This window comes from Burkholderia sp. AU18528 (genome assembly GCF_002223215.2).
GTDB classification, from domain to species: Bacteria; Pseudomonadota; Gammaproteobacteria; order Burkholderiales; family Burkholderiaceae; genus Burkholderia; species Burkholderia semiarida.
In genome coordinates this window covers 1,461,424-1,477,759 of sequence record NZ_NKFC02000006.1, presented here as the reverse complement: position 1 = coordinate 1,477,759, position 16,336 = coordinate 1,461,424, and the positions used below count along the sequence as shown (strand labels likewise).

Below are 16,336 nucleotides of genomic sequence, written 5' to 3'. Positions count from 1 at the left end.
ACTCACCTGTACGGAAACCCGACATGACCCAGCACGCAGACCAGTTGCTCGCCGCCTTCGCGCATTTCTTCCCCGGTGCCGCCACGATCGGCTCGTATATCGACGGCGAACTCGTCGCCGGCCAGGGCGACACGATCCAGCTTTACGATGCGGCGACGGGCGACGAAACGCTCGCCTATCGCGACGCCGGCGCAGCCGTGATCGACCATGCCGCAGAAAGCGCGCGCCGCGCGCAGCGCGAATGGTGGGCGCTCACGCATGCCGCGCGCGGCCGCGTGATGCAGGAGGTGGCGCGCGCGATCCGTGCCGAGGCCGAGGCGATCGCGCGGCTGGAGGCGTTGGGCTCGGGCAAGCCGATTCGCGACTGCCGCGGCGAGGTGGGCAAGGTCGCCGAAATGTTCGAGTACTACGCGGGCTGGACCGACAAGTTCTACGGCAGCGTGATTCCGGTGCCGACCTCGCACCTCAACTACACGCGCCGCGAGCCGGCCGGCGTGGTGCTGCAGATCACGCCCTGGAACGCGCCGGTATTCACCTGCGGGTGGCAGGTGGCGCCCGCGGTGGCGATGGGCAACGGCGTGCTGCTCAAGCCCTCGGAGCTGACGCCCTTCACGTCGCTCGCGGTCGCCAGGCTCGGCGAGCGGGCCGGGCTGCCGCGCGGCCTCGTCAACGTGCTGGCCGGCTTCGGTCACACCGCCGGGCAGGCCGCGATCGCGCATCGCGTGGTCGGCAAGGTGGTGTTCGTCGGCTCGCCGGCCACCGGCGCGCGCATCGCCGAGGCCGCCGCGCGACGCGTGCTGCCCTGCGTGCTGGAACTGGGCGGCAAGTCGGCCAATATCGTGTTCGCCGACGCCGACCTCAAGCGCGCCGCGCTGACCGCCCAGGCGGCGATCTTCGCCGGCGCGGGCCAGAGCTGCGTGGCCGGCTCGCGCCTGCTGGTGCAGCGCGCGGTCTACGGCGAATTCGTCGCGATGGTGGCGGCCGGCGCGAAGAAGATCCGTGTCGGCGCGCCGCTCGACGAGGCGACCGAAGTGGGCCCGATCAACAATCGCAAGCAGTACGACCACGTGATGTCGATGATCGAGCGCGGTGTGGCCGCTGGCGCCACGCTCGCCAGCGGCTCGGCCGAGCGCGTCGCGGAGGGCCGCGGCGGCTACTTCGTGGCGCCCACCGTGCTGGCCGGCGCGTCGAACGCGATGGAGGTGGCGCGCACCGAGATCTTCGGGCCGGTGGTGGCCGCCATCCCGTTCGACACCGAGGACGAGGCGATCGCGATCGCCAACGACACCGACTTCGGCCTGGCCGGCGCGGCCTGGACCACCGACGTGGCGCGCGCGCATCGCGTGGCCGCGCAGGTGAATGCCGGCACCTTCTGGGTCAACGGCTACAAGACCATCAATGTGGCGTCGCCGTTCGGCGGCTACGGCATGAGCGGCTACGGCCGCTCGAGCGGGGTCGAGGCGCTGTACGAATACACGCAGACCAAGAGCGTCTGGGTCGAGACGGCCGAAGCGCCGCCCACCGCGTTCGGTTATCTGTAACCACCGGCCCGCATTCGACGGCAGCCGGGCTTCAAGGGGAGACTCGTCATGGAACACGCACTGGGTATCGAGCGCCGCGAGCTGGGCGGCGCGGCCACCGCCAAGGTCCTGCTTTACGCGGCCGGCATCCTGCTGGTCGCCGAATGGATCGGCTCGTTCACGTTCAAGCTCGGCCCAGGCAAGGTCGTGCTGCTGCCGATGATCTGGGCGCTGCTGCTCGGCGCGGCGGTGGGGCTCGCCAGCGCGCGCTGGAACGGCAGCGCGCGCCTGAGCGTGCCCGACCAGTTCTTCGCGGCGGCGATCCTGCAGCCGGCGCTGCTGCTGTTCGTCTCCAAGCTCGGGCTGATGGTGGGCAGCGCGCTGCCCAAGCTGGCGTCGGCGGGCTGGGCGCTGGCCTTCCAGGAATTCGGCCACTTCGTCGGCACCATCCTGCTCGGCCTGCCGCTCGCGTTGCTGCTCGGCATCAAGCGCGAGGCGATTGGCGCGACGTTCTCGGTGGGCCGCGAGCCGAGCCTGGCGATCATCGGCGAGAAATACGGCATGGATTCGGCCGAGGGCCGCGGCGTGCTGGCCGAGTACCTGACCGGCACCGTGTTCGGTGCGGTGTTCATCGCCGTGTTCGCGGGTTTCGTGACCAGCCTCGGCATCTTCGATCCGCTCGCGCTGGCGATGGGCTCGGGTGTCGGCTCGGGCAGCATGATGGCGGCCGCCTCGGGCGCGATCGCCGCACAGCAGGACCCGGAGACGGCGAAATCGGTGCTCGCGTTCGCCGCGGCCAGCAACCTGATCACCACCACCATCGGCACGTACTTCACGCTGTTCATCTCGCTGCCGCTGGCGGTCTGGGGCTATCGCGTGCTGGAGCCGCTGATCGGCCGCACCACCAAGGCCTCGGCGCAGCCCGAGGCGGCCAGCCCGTCGCTGGGCGAGGTGCGGACCGAGGCGCCCGCGCTCGGCTACGGCGGCAAGCTGCTCGCCTGGACCGTGACGGCCGCGATGGCGCTGGTGTGCGACTGGATCGCCCACGGCACCACACCGCTGGCGGGACTGCCGGGAATCGCGATCATGGTGGGCGCGACGATCGTCGGCGATGCGCTGGCGCGCGTGACGGGGCGCCGGATTCCGGCGGTCTGCTGGGTGTCGGTGGTGGCGATGTTCCTGACCTCGCCGTGGTCCCCGTGGGCATCGCAGATCGCCGCGCTCAGCTCGCACAACGATTTCCTCGGGGTGACCACGCCGATGCTGGTGTTCGCGGGGCTGTCGATCGCCAAGGACATCCCGGCCTTCCGCCGGCTCGGCTGGCGCATCGTGCTGGTGTCCTTCGTGGCCAATGCCGGCACCTTCATCGGCGCGACCCTGGTGGCGCAACTGTTCCATATCTGATCCGATGCCTCGCGGCACGGCGGCGGGCGGCATGGGCCGGCCCGCCGCCGTGCCGCGACGACCTGACAAAAGCGCTCCCATCCGCATGAAACTGATCGATTCCATCGTCGCGCACGCCGACGAACTGACGGCGCTACGCCGCGATATCCATGCCCATCCCGAGGTGGGCTACGACGTGTTCCGCACCGCCGAACTCGTTGCCGGGCGGCTCGAGCAATGGGGCTACGCCGTTACGCGCGGCGTCGGCCGCACCGGCGTGGTCGGCACCTTGAAGCGCGGCGACAGTGCGCGTGCGATCGGCCTGCGCGCCGACATGGATGCGCTGCCCGTGCAGGAGGCCAACACCTTCGCGCATCGGTCGACGGTGCCCGGCGCGATGCATGCCTGCGGCCACGACGGGCACACCACCATGCTGCTGGGGGCCGCGCGCCATCTGGCCCGGCATGGCGAGTTCGACGGCACCGTGCAGTTGTTCTTCCAGCCGGCCGAGGAAGCGGGCGGCGGCGCGCGCGCGATGATCGAGGACGGCCTGTTCGAGCGTTTCCCCGTGGATGCCGTGTTCGGGCTGCACAACTGGCCCGGCATCGCGGCCGGCGATTTCGCGGTGCGGCCGGGGCCGCTGATGGCGTCGACCAGCCTGTTCCGGATCGACTTGCGCGGTGCCGGCTGCCATGCGGCCATGCCGCACCTGGGCCGCGATCCGGTGTTCGCGGCGGGGCAGGTGCTGAGCGCCCTGCAGGGAATCGTCACGCGCAACCGCAATCCGATCGACGGCGCGGTGCTGTCGGTCACGCAGGTGCATGCAGGCGAGGCGATGAACGTGGTGCCGACCGATGCCTGGCTCGGCGGCACGGTGCGGACCTTCTCCGATGCGACGCTCGACCTGATCGAGACGCGCATGCGCGCCGTGGTGGCCGCGACGGCCGCGGCCTTCGATTGCGAGAGCGAGGTGGATTTCCAGCGCCAGTATCCGGCCACCGTGAACGACGCCGAGCAGACGGCGGTGGCGGTGGCGGTAATGCGCGAGCTGGTGGGCGACGCGCATGTGAACGCAGCCGTCGATCCGACCATGGCGGCGGAGGATTTCTCGTTCATGCTGCGCGAGAAGCCGGGTTGTTATGCATTCCTTGGGAATGGGGCGGGCGATCATCGCGTGCATGGGCACGGCGGCGGGCCGTGCCTGCTGCATAACGCCAGTTACGACTTCAACGATGCGTTGCTGCCGGTGGGGGCGAGTTACTTCGTGAAGTTGGTGGAGCGGGTTCTGGGGCGGTAGGGCGGTGATGCAGGCACGGCAGCGGAAATGACACCGCTCTTCGCGACACCGCGGTCGCTGACGATTTTATTTCGTCCAACGAAAAGACACGATTCCGGGAGAGTTTACCGATTCCGCGTCGGTGTCGACCGATGAAGTGACATTTTTACTCCGCAAACGGTGACGACCTTTGCTTGATTCTGCCCAACCACTTCGCGCATCCCTCGATCCCTGCATCACCGATGTGACACGTCCGTGTCATTGATGAATTTGTTTTTTTTCGCTTGATTGGATCCCGGTCGCACTGGATAGAATGCTACCCGTTCCGATAAATACGGAATGGTTAGTACATTTTGTCGCTTCGACCATAGCAAAAAAACAGAGGATCCAGACATGCGAGACAAGGGAGCAGCGACGCTGCTGTCCGAGGAAATCGTTCCACTCGGCGGCATCGAGAATATTGCACGACGCCATTTCGTGATGGGGCTCGGTGCAACGCTTGTGGCCGGATGCGGCGGCGACGGAGGTAGCGCGGTTACAGACGGCGAGCGTACATCGGCAACCAGCAGCGGCCAGGCGTCCGGAGTTGCTCCGGCTTCTGACGGTAGCGATGCAGGGGCGACGTCGGCAGGCGCTGCCCAAACCCGCACCTTCAAGCATCCTGGCTTGCTGCATACCGACGCTGATTTCGAACGCATGCGCGCTAAAGTCGCCGCGCAGGCTTCCCCGTGGATCGATAGCTGGAACGTGCTCGTCGCCAACGGTCACACGCGCCTGACGAACAAGCCGAACCCGCAGGTCGGCATCTATCGCGGCAATGATCCGACGCATGGTCAGAACTACGGCGCCCTCTACAACGACATCGCCGCCGCCTATGGCGACGCGCTGCGCTGGAAGGTGTCGAACGACACACGCTATGCCGACAAGGCCGTGGAGTATCTGGACCAATGGGCGTCGACGCTGACGACGCTTGGCGGCAGCGACGTGGCGCTCGCCGCCGGCATCTACGGCTACGAGTTCGCCAACGCAGCCGAAATCATGCGCGGCTACAGCGGCTGGAGTCCGGCCGGACTCGCCGCGTTTCAGGCCATGATGCGCAATGTCTTCTACCCGGTCAGCCATGCTTTCCTGACCCGTATCGACACCGCGATGGACACGCACTACTGGGCCAACTGGGGCCTGGCCAACATCGCGTGTGTCCTGGCCATCGGCGTGCTGTGCGACGATGCCGAACTCGTCGACGAGGCCGTCACCCATTTCAAGTCCGGTGGCAGTAATGGCTGTATCCGGCAAGCCGTGTACTACCTGCACCCCGGCAACCTCGGGCAATGGCAGGAAGCCGGCCGGGACCAGGGCCACAGCACGCTCGGCATTGCATTGACGGGCGCCATTTGCGAGATGGCGTGGAACCAGGGCATCGACCTGTACGGCTATGACAACAATCGCTTTCTGGCGGGCGCGGAATACGTGGCCAAGGCTAACCTGAAGCAGGCGGACGGCACGTTCTACACGGTGCCTTTCGTCACGTACCAGAACAGCGCCGGCGTCATCCAGACGCAGTTCTCCACCGGCGGGCAAGGCGGCGCCCTCGGGCGGCCCTGCTGGGCGCTGGTGGCCAACCATTACATCAACCGCAAAGGTCTGGCGGCGCCTTACACCAGGCGCGCCGCCGAGCTGGTGGCGCCGGAAGGCGGCGGCGGCAACTACGGCCCCAACAGTGGCGGCTTCGACCAGCTCGGCTACGGCACGCTCACCTGCACGCTCGATCCCGGCGCCCCGGCCCCAACGCCGACCGGCCTGACCGGCTATGCCAGCGCGGGCAAGGTAGTGCTGTCGTGGTGGGGCAGCAGCAACGCCGTCAGCTACACCGTCAAGCGCGCCACCATGGCCGGCGGACCGTACAGCACCATCCAGAGCGGCATCACCGACCTGTTGACCTATACGGATCTGCCAGCCGCTGCCGGCACGTATTTTTATGTCGTGACGGCGCAAACGATTGCGGGCGAATCGGCGCTCTCCAACGAAGTGAAAGTGATCACGGCGCAGCAACTGCTCGTGCACCTCGCATTCGATGAAGGCGGCGGCGTCACGGCCGCCGACAGCTCGGGCAACGGGCGCAATGGCACGCTCAACGGCGCAACGTGGGCCGTGGGGCGCAGCGGCAACGCGGTCTCGCTCAACGGCTCGGGCGCGTATGTGGCGTTGCCCGACGATCTGCTGGCCGATGTGTCGGACTTCACCATCGCGAGCTGGGTGTTCTGGAACGGTTCGCAAACGTGGGCACGCCTGTTCGACTTCGGCACCGGTTTTCACCGCTACATGATGTTCACGCCGCGCGGGCAGTCGCGCACCGGCTGGGCCGGCATGCGCTTCGCCATGACGGCCAACGGCCCCGGCGACGGCCCTCCGGAACAGATCATCGACGCCCCCACCGCGCTGCCGAGCAAGCGATGGGTGCACGTGGCCGTCACGCTATCGGGTTCGACCGGCACGATGTACGTGGACGGCACGCCCGTCAGCACCAACACGGCGATGTTCCAGGCGCCGTTCCGTCTTGGCCGCACCACGCAGAACTGGCTGGGCAAATCGCAATACGGTGCCGACGCCACGTTCAACGGTTTGATCGACGATTTCCGCCTCTATCGCGGTGCGCTCAGCGCTGCGCAGATTGCATCGCTCATGGCGAATTGATCATCTTCCTTCAAGGATTTCTCCGATGACCGTGTTTTCACAACGATGGATTGCCGCCGCGGCGATGGCGTGTACGCTATGGGGCTGCGGGGGCGGGGCCGATAGCACGACAGGCGTGACCAATTTTGCCGCCAATCGCAGCCAGACCGGCGCAAATGGCGGCGGCAGCAACCTGCCGGCGGCCAGCTGGACCAGCGTCAAGTGGGGCGGGGGCGGCTATGTCACCGGCCTGATCTACCATCCAGCCAACGCGAGCCTGCTGTACGCACGCACCGACGTCGGCGGCGCGTACCGCTGGAACGCGACCAACTCGACGTGGATGCCCATCACCGACGGCATCGGTTTCGGCGCAGGCGAGGGCGATTTCCACGGCGTCGAAAGTCTCGCGCTCGATCCGAACGACGACCAGCTCGTCTACATGATGACCGGCATTACCGTGACGCAGGGTCACAACGGCCGCATCTACATCTCGAGCGATCGTGGCAACACCTGGACGCACTATGACGTGCCGTTTCCGGTAGGCGGCAACGACAACGGCCGGGCCACCGGCGAGCGCCTGCAGGTCGACCCGAACCATCCGTCGACGCTGTTCTACGGATCGCGCACGGCCGGCCTGTGGAAGAGTGCCGATTCGGGCCGTACCTGGGCGCAGGTCTCGGGCCTGTCCTCCGCCACGATCAGCGGCGGCGGTTCCCCGATCGGCGTCGAACAGGTGATCTTCGATACGTCGGGCAAGGGCAGCGGCCAGCCGACCTGGATCATGTGGGCCACCGTCGCCCCCGACTACGCGAACGCGGCGGGCCTGACGTCGACCCTGTACAAGTCCACCAACGGCGGCTTCTCGTGGACGCCGGTGCCCGTCCCGCCGACGGTGTCCGGCTACTACATCCCGCACGTCGTGCGCACTTCCGACGGCAACTTTTACGTGGTGTTCAACGCGGGCGTCGGCCAGGGCATCGGCGGACCGAGCTATCTCTACAGGTTCGGCGGCAGCAACAACGGCAACTGGACGCTGCTCAACCGCTCCACCGGCAACGGCTTTGGCGGCCTGTCCGTTTCCGGTCTGGGCCCGTCCGCCCGCATCGCACTGGGCATGACCGGCTGGAGCGACACCAGCAAGACCATCCAGCTATCCGATGACGGCGGCAGCACGTGGCGCGAAATCGAGGCCGGCATGCCGCATACCGGCATTGCCTCGGATGGCTGCGCCGGCTGGGTGGAAGGCGTCACCATCGACCCCGCCAATCGCGATCACATCATGCACGTCCACGGCGGCGGCATCTGTGAAACCATGAACGCCTCGTCGCCCACGCCAACCTGGCGCCCCAAGGTCGACAACCTCGAGGAAACCGTGACGCTGGCCCTCGTCACGGCGCCGCCCGGTGCGTCGTACAACTTCATCAACAGCGCCGGCGACATCGGCACGTGGGTCAATACAGATCTCTCGACGAGGCCGACGAAAGGCCCGTTGAACACGTGGAGCAACGGCAATTCGGCCGATATGTCGTGGTCCGATCCGACGTACATCGCGGCCGCGGGCGTCGACAACGCCAACGGCCATGCGACCAGGGGCTTCTGGTCGGGCGACGGCGGCAATAGCTGGGCGACGTTCGCGTCGCTGCCCAACGGCGCCGCGGCAAGCCAGAGCCACGTGGGCAACCTGGTCGTCCCGTCCCGCAACAACGTGACCTGGGCGCCGCCGGACTCGGTCCCGTCGTTCACGACAAACAATGGCGCCAGCTGGACGGCGACCAACCTGCCGGCGTTCAGTGCCACCTGGAACGGCTTCCCGCGTGCCTACCGCCTGGCCGCGGACCGCAAGAACCCGAACAAGGTCTATGCCTACGACTCCGGCGGCGCACCGTGGAGCTGGCAGCGCGGCAAGATCTACGTGTCGAACGACGGCGGCCACACGTTCGCGCTGAGCCAGGGCTCCGTGAACGCGAACCTGGCCTGGAATGCGTGGCGGGATACGTCGATGGCGGTCAATCCGAACGCGGAGGGCGATCTCTGGCTGGCCGACGGCACGGCCGTGTACCACTCGATGGACTCGGGGGCGACGTGGACGAAGCTCGGCGCCTTTGCGTCGACCAACGACACGCCGGGCGCCACCGTGATCGCGTTGGGCAAGGCGCCGACCGGTTCGCCGTACTCGGCCGCGGTCTATGTGGAAGGCACGTTGAACGGCGTCTGGGGCATTTACCATTCCGACGACGGTGGCGCGACGTGGGCGCGCTTCAACGATGACGCGCACCAGTTCGGCGACTCCGGCGTGATGGCCGGCGACTGGAACACATACGGCCGGATTTACGTCAATGGCGCCGCTCGCGGTCTGATCTTCAGCAATTGAGGTTGATCGGCCTGTCGATCGTCCGGTTGCGGTTTGCAACCGGACGGAGATCGGCCGGCCTTTCCGGATTCTCTCTTGCTGTCGCGGCGGGCAGACCGGATGCCGTTCTTTCTGGTACCGCTCGTCGTCTTTCGGGTCATCCGGAAAGCGACGTGATCCGGGCTCACGTTTTTCATCGAAACGTGTCCGCGATTCGTTGCCTTCCCGATCCGGGGTGCGCCGAGCGGCCGCGGGCCGATTTCAACGGCCGGCTAGCCGTTTTCCGCGCTGACACATACCCCCCATTTTGAAGAGCACCTTCCCGCGGCGAAGGGCTAACAGCGGAAAATCGGCTCATTACACTGCGCCCGTCGCATCGCCGAGGCGTGTCGACGCGGCACATACGCAGCGCGCAAGCGTTACGACCGGCAAACCAAAAACCCTGGGGGGGAAAATCATCATGAACAAGCGTTGGGGGATCATCGCGCCCGCCGCGTTGCTTGCTGCAGCCGCGCATGCGCAGAGCAGCGTGACCCTGTACGGCAAGATCGAGGACGGTATCAACTACACGAGCAACGCACGCGGCCACGGAACCGTGCAACTGCAAAGCGGCTATGACTACGGCAGCCGCTGGGGTATCAAGGGTACGGAAGACCTTGGCGCAGGCTACCAGGCGATTTTCACGCTCGAGAACGGTTTCGACGTCAACACCGGGAAAATGAACCAGGGCGGTCGGGAATTCGGCCGCCAGGCCTTCGTCGGCATCGCGTCGGATCGATACGGCACGCTGACGTTCGGTCGCCAGTACGATCCGAGCGTCGACCTCTTCTCGCCGCTCACCGCGAACGGCAACTGGACCGGCTACCTGTTCTCGCATCCGTACGACAACGACAACACCGACTACTCGTTCCGCGTGAATAACGCGGTCAAGTACGTGTCGCCGGTGTGGCACGGCGTGACCGCGGAGGCGATGTATGGATTCAGCAATCAGGCGGGCGGCTTCGCGAACAACCGCCTGTATGGCGCCGCGCTGCAATACCAGCAGGGCGGGCTGACGGTCGGCGCGTCGTATCTGAAGATCGATCACGCACGCAATGCCGATTCGACCGGGGCGATCACCGGCGACAACACGTTCGACGCATCGTCGCAGCAGAACATCGGCATCGGCGTGAATTACGCGTTCTCGAAGGCGCTGGTGGGATTCACGTATTCGCACGTCGACGTCTACGACCCGACTTCGAACGCATATTTCACCGGTACGACGCAGCCAGCGGGCGGTGCGTGGAAATCGTGGAAGTTCGACAACTTCGAGGTGAACGGCCTCTATCATTTCACGACCGCGTTTTACGTCGGCGCGGCATACACGTACACCCAGGCCCGCGTCGCGTCGACGGTCGGCGCGTTCAATCCGAAGTGGCATCAACTGAGCACGAAGTTGAATTACGACTTGTCGAAACGCACGTCGGTATTCGTGGAGGGCGTCTATCAGCATGCGATGAACGCGCACACGGGAACCGACTTCGACTACGCGTACATTCCGGGCGCGGCCGACATTTCGTCGGGCCCGAATCAATATGTCGCGCGTATCGCGCTGCTGCATCATTTCTGACGCCCATGCCGTTCGCGTAACCTGCGCGGCTTCGCGAACGATACGCGCATTCATCCGGTCGCGCGTGATGATTCGATACATGCCGCTCGGTCGCCGACACGCGTTCCGGGTCGACAGGAACCGATCGATCGCGCTGCGGCGGGTGACCGACCCGCCGTCGTCGGCGACACCCCGCGATCCGCGGAGCGCTGCACCGCATGCGCGATCAAAGCGGAAGCACGGAAGTCTGCTTGATCCTCTGCATCGGAATCTCGGTCTTCACGCTCTGCACGCCGTCGATCCGGGTCAAGTGGTCTATCTGGAGTTTCCGATAGGCGTCGATGTCGGCCGTCACGACGCGCAGCAGGCAATCGCAATCGCCCGCCATCAGGTGGCACTCGAGAACCTGCGGAAGACGTTGAACCGCCTCCGTGAAACGGTCGACGGTTTTCGCGTCCTGGCTCGTCAGCCAGATGCGGACGAAGACGGTCAACCCCGCGCCGATCTTCGATGCGTCGAGCAGCGCCGCGTAGCGCTCGATGACGCCGGCCTGCTCCAGCTGCCTGACGCGACGCAGGCACGGCGACGGCGACAAGCCCACTTTCTGCGCCAGTTCCACGTTCTGGATTCGCCCATCTTCCTGGAGCACGCGCAGAATGCGGCGGTCCATTTCGTCCAGCTCGATCATCGCCATTGATCCGACAGATTGGGTTGAGGCACGCGGTGCCCGAATGTTCGCTTCTTGAGGCACGGAATTGCCAAATCGCGCCCATCTTAAGTCGAACACGCAACCTGAAATTATTTTTTCTGCGATAAATTTTTGCCCGTAGCAGCCGGGACGGTCCCGCTGCCGATCAAGGGGCAAACGATGAGCACCGATTCCGTCCAGCATTTCGAATTCGAACAAAATCCTCACCCTGTCGCGGCGGCGGAGCGCGCCGCGCTGCTCGCCAATCCCGGTTTCGGCCGGGTCTTCACGGATCACATGGTGACGATCCGGTATTCGGCGGAACAAGGGTGGCATCAAGCGAAAATCGGGCCGCGCGAACCGTTCCGATTCGATCCGGCGACGCTCGTGCTGCACTACGCGCAGGAAATCTTCGAGGGCTTGAAAGCCTATCGGCTGCCGGACGGCGGCGCGGCGCTGTTCCGTCCCGATGCGAATGCACGGCGCTTTCGCCATTCGGCCGAGCGGCTGTCGATGACACCGTTGCCTGAGGCGATGTTCGTCGAATCGGTGCGTGCGCTGGTCCGGGCCGATCGCGACTGGATTCCGGCGTTCGACGGCGCGGCGCTGTATTTGCGTCCGTTCATGATCGCGACGGAGGCGGTGCTCGGCGTGAAGCCGTCGCCTGAGTATCTGTACTGCGTGATCGCGACGCCGGTCGGCGCGTACTTCAAGAGCGGCGCGTCGGGCGTGACGCTGTGGGTGTCCGAGCACTACACGCGGGCGGCGCCGGGCGGAACGGGCGACGCGAAATGCGGCGGCAACTACGCGGCGAGCCTGGCCGCACAGGCGGAGGCGATCCGTGAAGGCTGCGAGCAGGTGGTGTTTCTCGATGCGGTCGAACGCCGCTGGATCGAGGAGCTGGGCGGGATGAACGTGTTCTTCGTGTTCGACGACGGGTCGATCCAGACGCCGCCGCTGAACGGGACGATTCTGCCGGGCATCACGCGCGCGTCGTTGATCACGCTGGCCCGGGAACTGAATTACACGGTGCGGGAGGAAGGCTACACGATCGAGCAGTGGCAGGCGGATGCGCGCAGCGGTCGGCTGGTCGAGGCGTTCGCGTGCGGCACGGCGGCGGTCGTGACGGCGATCGGCCGGGTGAAGGGCCGCGCGTACGACTTCACGATCGGCGAAGGGGGCGCGGGACCGGTCACATCGCGCCTGAAGGCGGCGCTGCTCGATATCCAGAACGGGCGCGAAGCCGATCGCCACGGCTGGGTGGACCGCGTGTTTTGAATTCGGCAAGGCGGCCCGCGCGACCCGCGATGGCCGCCATGAAAGCTCGGCCGGTATCCCGGCCGGAAGTCGCCGCGCTGCCTCCTGGAATGCTTCGATCATGTCGGTTGTTTCGTTGTCGCGGGCCATTGACCGCCTGCTTATCGTCGACCCCGGTCTTCATCGGCTGCTGGGCGGGGCGCGCGCCGCACTGGCGAGCATGCTTGCCGGCGCGCTCGGCATTGCGTCGGCGCTGCACCTCGGTTTGGCGATCACCACCGGCGCCGTGGGCATACTTTTCGCGATGATCGCGCCGCTCTTTCTGCGCGATGCTCATCGGCTGGACTGGTATGAATCGCTTGCGTGGCAGTACGGCGTCGCATGCACGAGTTTCGCCGCGGCCGCCGTCGTGAGCGCGTGGCCCGCCGTCGGCAAGGCGGGTTTCGTGACCGTGCTGTTCTGTTCGATGCTGTGCCAGACCCGCGGGCCGCGCGCGATCGGGTGTGCGTTTCTCGCGATCGCGATGTACTACCTCGGCCTTTATCTGCATCCGACCGCGTTACAGGCGAGCCGCATGCTGGCAATGTCGATCGCGGGCCCCGCAAGCGTCGTGCTCGTGTGCCGGATGCTGTTGCCGGTGCACGCGGCGCCCACGCCCCGGCGCATCGCGCGCTCGGTATCGCTGCAGGCGGCGTGCATCGCACGCAGCGACGTGTCGCACGCCGGCTCACTGAATGCGATCGCCCATCTACTGGCGCTGAACGAAGCCGCCATCGCGCTCGAGCATCATGCATCGACACTCGATGAACACGACGCGCATGCATTGCACACCGCGCTCGTCGCATTGGAGATCGCGTCGGCCCGGCGCGTGCTGAACCACGATCGGACCGATGCCGCCGCCGCGGCGCTACGCGGCGCGATCGTCCGCTTCGATTGCGTCGCCGACGCAGTGGCGGCGGGCATGGCCGCCGCACCTGCGCCCGCGATGCCGCGGCCCGCGCGTGCGGTGCGGTGGAGCGCCGGCTGGCGCACGCTTGCATGGTTGCCGGCGTTCCGCGCCGCGGCAGCTGCGTGTGCCGCCATGCTGATCGGCGAGACGCTGTCGTCGGAGCGATGGATGTGGGCGGTGCTCAGCACGTTCGTCGTGTTCTTTGGCACGTATTCGTGCGCGGACACGATCTATCGCGGCGCGCAACGCGTCGCCGGCACGCTCGCCGGCGCGCTCGCGAGCGTACTCGTCGTCGGAGCCGTTCATCATGCGAATGCGCTCGTGGCGGTCGTCATGGGCGTGTGCGTGTTCGCCTGGGCGTACCACATCCTGCACGCCTATGGGCGCGGCGTTTTCTTTCTCACGGTGCTGATCGGCCTCGTCTATGCGCAACTCGGGTTCGAGATCGGCGCGCTGGCGGAACTGCGGATCGGGGAGGTGTTGATCGGCTGCGCGGTTTCGCTCGCGGCGGCGATGCTGGTGATGCCGCTGGCGGCGTCGCGCCACATCGCGACGCGCTCGCACGGCCTGTTGGCGGCGCTGCGCGAACTCGTGCACGAACACGACGACGGCACGCGGCCGGGGGCCGCGCACACGCGCGCGGCCGATCGCCGTTTTCACGACGTGCGCATGGCGATCAGGCCGCTGGCCGCGTGGCGCATGCTCCGCGTATCCGGCGATGCCCGACGGTTGTCGGACACGCTGCTGGTCTGCTGGCTTCATGGCCGAATCGTGGCGACGCTTCTGCCTATTGAAGCCGGTGGCGCGGTGGCCGCCGTCGAGTGGCGTGCGCGCGCCGCCCTCGCCACGCGAATCGATGCGTTGATGAGCGATCTGGATCGCAGCAGCCCGGTGCGACGCGACGCGGATGCGAACGTCGGGCACGCAACGCGCGCGATAGCCGGTGATCCTCCGTTACCGGCCCACCGGGAACTGGCTCGGCTCGACGCGAAGTTGAGCGAACTCAACCGGGCATTCGAGGACGCGCTGTTCGGACGAAATACCGGAGAGGCACGGCCGCATGGGTCCGACAGCAGCGTTCGCGCCACCGATGTTCGGGAAGCGATACGTTGTTCAGGCGTCTGAAGAATCGAGCGCCAGCCGGATCGCATCGCGCGTCCTGCGTGTTGCCACGGCTGTCTGCATCGTGCGGAATAGCCCGACGAATCCCGCGTTGGTATCGAGCCCGAGTGCGGCGAACGGCTTTGAGTCGAGGATCGCGAGCGGGTCGCCGCTTCGCACGCGCTCGAGATCCGCTGCATCGAATTGCGGTTCACTGACGACGAACGCGTTGCCGAGATCGTCGACACCCTGCAGGTAATGCTGGAAGCAGGCCAGCAGCAGGGCTTCACGGCGCATGTCGCCGTTGCGCGCGAGCAGTGCCCCGATGGTCTTTTCATGAAATACCGGGATCTTCGACGCGCCGTCGTGCGCGACGCGCAGCAACTGGTCGCCCAGTGCGGCGTTGCGAAAGCGCGCGAGCGTATTTCCCGCATAAGCGGCCGCGGACACGCCGTGCGGCAGCGTGAGGATCGGGGCGACGTCCCGGGCAAGGAAGGTGTCGAGCAGCGCGGCGAGATCGCGATCGGCCATGGCGTCGTGGATGAAGCGATGTCCCAGCAGAATCGCCGGGTAAGCGAGCAACATGTGGGAAGCGTTCAGCATGCGCCCCTTCATGGCTTCGTACGCATGGACGTCGTCGCGCAATTCGACGCCCGCCGCGTCGAAGGCCGGGCGTCCGGCGCTGAAACTGTCCTCGACCACCCATTGCGAGAATGCTTCGGCAACGACGGGCGCCGTGTCGTCGATGCCTGACAACCGGTTGACGTGCAGGCGGACCGCGTCCGTCACCTGCGGCGCGATCCGGTCGACCATGCTGTTCGGGAACGCGACGTAACGCTCGATCCAGGCAGCGAGATCGACGTCGACCGCCCGCGCGAAATCGAGCACCGCGCGTCGCGCGGTATCGCCGTTGCCGCGCAGATTGTCGCAGGACATCACGGTGAACGGCAGCACGTTGGCGGCCCGGCGCCGTCTGAGCGCTTCGACGATGAACCCGAACGCGGTACGCGGTGGTCCTCCCAGAAGATCGTGCGCGACGTCGGGCGTATCGAACCGAAATGCGCCGGTCGTCTCGTCGAGGTTGTAACCGCCTTCCGTGATGGTCAGCGATACGATCCGGATCGCCGGATCGGCAAGCCGGGTCAGTACGGCTTCCGGATCGGCCGGTGCGTGCAGATACTCGATCATCGCACCGATGACGCGCACGGCTGCCGCGCCGTCGCTCGAGAATTCCGTCAGCGTATAGAGGCCATCCTGCGCGCGAAGCGCGTCGGCCTTTGCGACCGAGGCCGGGCCGTTACCGAGGCCGATTCCGCATATTGCCCAGTTTGCGTGACCGGGCAGATGCAGCACATGGTCGATGTAGCGCGCCTGATGGGCGCGATGGAAATTGCCGACGCCGATATGCGCGATGCCTGCGGTCAGGCGACGACGGTCGTACGCGGGAACGGCGACGTGCGGCGCCGCGCGTCCGAGGGTTGCGTTGGAGAGCGGATGGAGCGGGCCCTCTTCGCGCGCCGGAGGGGATGCGTTGTCGTTCATGATCGCGAGGTG

The 16,336-nt window shown here is 66.5% G+C and carries 11 protein-coding genes; 8 read left to right on the top strand and 3 right to left on the bottom strand.

Annotation, left to right across the window (positions count from 1 at the left end; translation table 11 throughout):
• Positions 1-23 precede the first annotated feature (23 nt).
• The 6 genes from CFB52_RS23550 to CFB52_RS23525 all read left to right on the top strand — a co-directional run bounded on the left by CFB52_RS23550 (position 24) and on the right by CFB52_RS23525 (position 10,808).
• The gene (locus tag CFB52_RS23550) at positions 24-1,541 is read left to right on the top strand and encodes an aldehyde dehydrogenase (protein ID WP_099317582.1); all 1,518 of its coding nucleotides are present in this window, start codon (positions 24-26) and stop codon (positions 1,539-1,541) included.
• A 48-nt stretch (positions 1,542-1,589) separates the two neighbouring features.
• Positions 1,590-2,924 carry a DUF3100 domain-containing protein gene (locus CFB52_RS23545; RefSeq protein WP_099317581.1) on the top strand — a complete coding sequence of 445 codons (1,335 nt, stop codon included), beginning with the start codon at positions 1,590-1,592 and terminating at the stop codon, positions 2,922-2,924.
• Between the two features lie 85 nt (positions 2,925-3,009).
• On the top strand, positions 3,010-4,200 hold the full coding sequence (locus tag CFB52_RS23540; RefSeq protein WP_099317580.1) for a M20 aminoacylase family protein: 1,191 nt from the start codon (positions 3,010-3,012) through the stop codon (positions 4,198-4,200).
• 372 nt (positions 4,201-4,572) lie between these two features.
• Positions 4,573-6,870: a LamG-like jellyroll fold domain-containing protein gene (locus CFB52_RS23535; protein ID WP_180278245.1), complete on the top strand. Its 2,298-nt coding sequence runs from the start codon at positions 4,573-4,575 to the stop codon at positions 6,868-6,870.
• Positions 6,871-6,895: 25 nt separating this feature from the next.
• On the top strand, positions 6,896-9,220 hold the full coding sequence (locus CFB52_RS23530) for a dockerin (RefSeq protein ID WP_099317578.1): 2,325 nt from the start codon (positions 6,896-6,898) through the stop codon (positions 9,218-9,220).
• 439 nt (positions 9,221-9,659) lie between these two features.
• Positions 9,660-10,808: a porin gene (locus CFB52_RS23525; RefSeq protein ID WP_059584936.1), complete on the top strand. Its 1,149-nt coding sequence runs from the start codon at positions 9,660-9,662 to the stop codon at positions 10,806-10,808.
• A 205-nt stretch (positions 10,809-11,013) separates the two neighbouring features.
• Here the strand turns inward: CFB52_RS23525 and CFB52_RS23520 are convergent, their stop codons facing one another.
• Positions 11,014-11,472: an Lrp/AsnC family transcriptional regulator gene (locus tag CFB52_RS23520; protein ID WP_060311668.1), complete on the bottom strand. Its 459-nt coding sequence runs from the start codon at positions 11,470-11,472 to the stop codon at positions 11,014-11,016.
• A gap of 183 nt (positions 11,473-11,655) precedes the next feature.
• On the opposite strand from CFB52_RS23520, the gene CFB52_RS23515 reads away from it, so the two are divergent.
• On the top strand, positions 11,656-12,753 hold the full coding sequence (locus CFB52_RS23515; protein ID WP_060310796.1) for a branched-chain amino acid aminotransferase: 1,098 nt from the start codon (positions 11,656-11,658) through the stop codon (positions 12,751-12,753).
• Between the two features lie 519 nt (positions 12,754-13,272).
• On the opposite strand, the gene CFB52_RS35185 is transcribed toward CFB52_RS23515, so the two are convergent.
• Positions 13,273-13,506: a hypothetical protein gene (locus CFB52_RS35185; RefSeq protein ID WP_257220623.1), complete on the bottom strand. Its 234-nt coding sequence runs from the start codon at positions 13,504-13,506 to the stop codon at positions 13,273-13,275.
• Between the two features lie 49 nt (positions 13,507-13,555).
• Between CFB52_RS35185 and CFB52_RS35180 the strand changes: the two genes are divergently transcribed.
• Positions 13,556-14,806: an FUSC family protein gene (locus CFB52_RS35180; RefSeq protein ID WP_257220622.1), complete on the top strand. Its 1,251-nt coding sequence runs from the start codon at positions 13,556-13,558 to the stop codon at positions 14,804-14,806.
• On the opposite strand, the gene CFB52_RS23505 is transcribed toward CFB52_RS35180, so the two are convergent.
• Positions 14,795-16,324 (bottom strand): mannitol dehydrogenase family protein, encoded by a 1,530-nt coding sequence (locus CFB52_RS23505; RefSeq protein ID WP_099317576.1) that lies wholly within the window; start codon positions 16,322-16,324, stop codon positions 14,795-14,797. The two genes, CFB52_RS35180 and CFB52_RS23505, sit on opposite strands and share 12 nt — an antisense overlap.
• Positions 16,325-16,336 lie beyond the last annotated feature (12 nt).

Bases quoted from the DNA above. Each gene is read 5' to 3' on its own strand.
- CFB52_RS23530 (WP_099317578.1), top strand. From the start codon at position 6,896: ATGACCGTGTTTTCACAACGATGGATTGCCGCCGCGGCGATGGCGTGT.
- CFB52_RS23545 (WP_099317581.1), top strand. From the start codon at position 1,590: ATGGAACACGCACTGGGTATCGAGCGCCGCGAGCTGGGCGGCGCGGCC.
- CFB52_RS23540 (WP_099317580.1), top strand. From the start codon at position 3,010: ATGAAACTGATCGATTCCATCGTCGCGCACGCCGACGAACTGACGGCG.
- CFB52_RS23535 (WP_180278245.1), top strand. From the start codon at position 4,573: ATGCGAGACAAGGGAGCAGCGACGCTGCTGTCCGAGGAAATCGTTCCA.
- CFB52_RS23525 (WP_059584936.1), top strand. From the start codon at position 9,660: ATGAACAAGCGTTGGGGGATCATCGCGCCCGCCGCGTTGCTTGCTGCA.
- CFB52_RS23505 (WP_099317576.1), bottom strand. From the start codon at position 16,324: ATGAACGACAACGCATCCCCTCCGGCGCGCGAAGAGGGCCCGCTCCAT.
- CFB52_RS23550 (WP_099317582.1), top strand. From the start codon at position 24: ATGACCCAGCACGCAGACCAGTTGCTCGCCGCCTTCGCGCATTTCTTC.
- CFB52_RS23515 (WP_060310796.1), top strand. From the start codon at position 11,656: ATGAGCACCGATTCCGTCCAGCATTTCGAATTCGAACAAAATCCTCAC.
- CFB52_RS35185 (WP_257220623.1), bottom strand. From the start codon at position 13,506: ATGGCGGCTTCGTTCAGCGCCAGTAGATGGGCGATCGCATTCAGTGAG.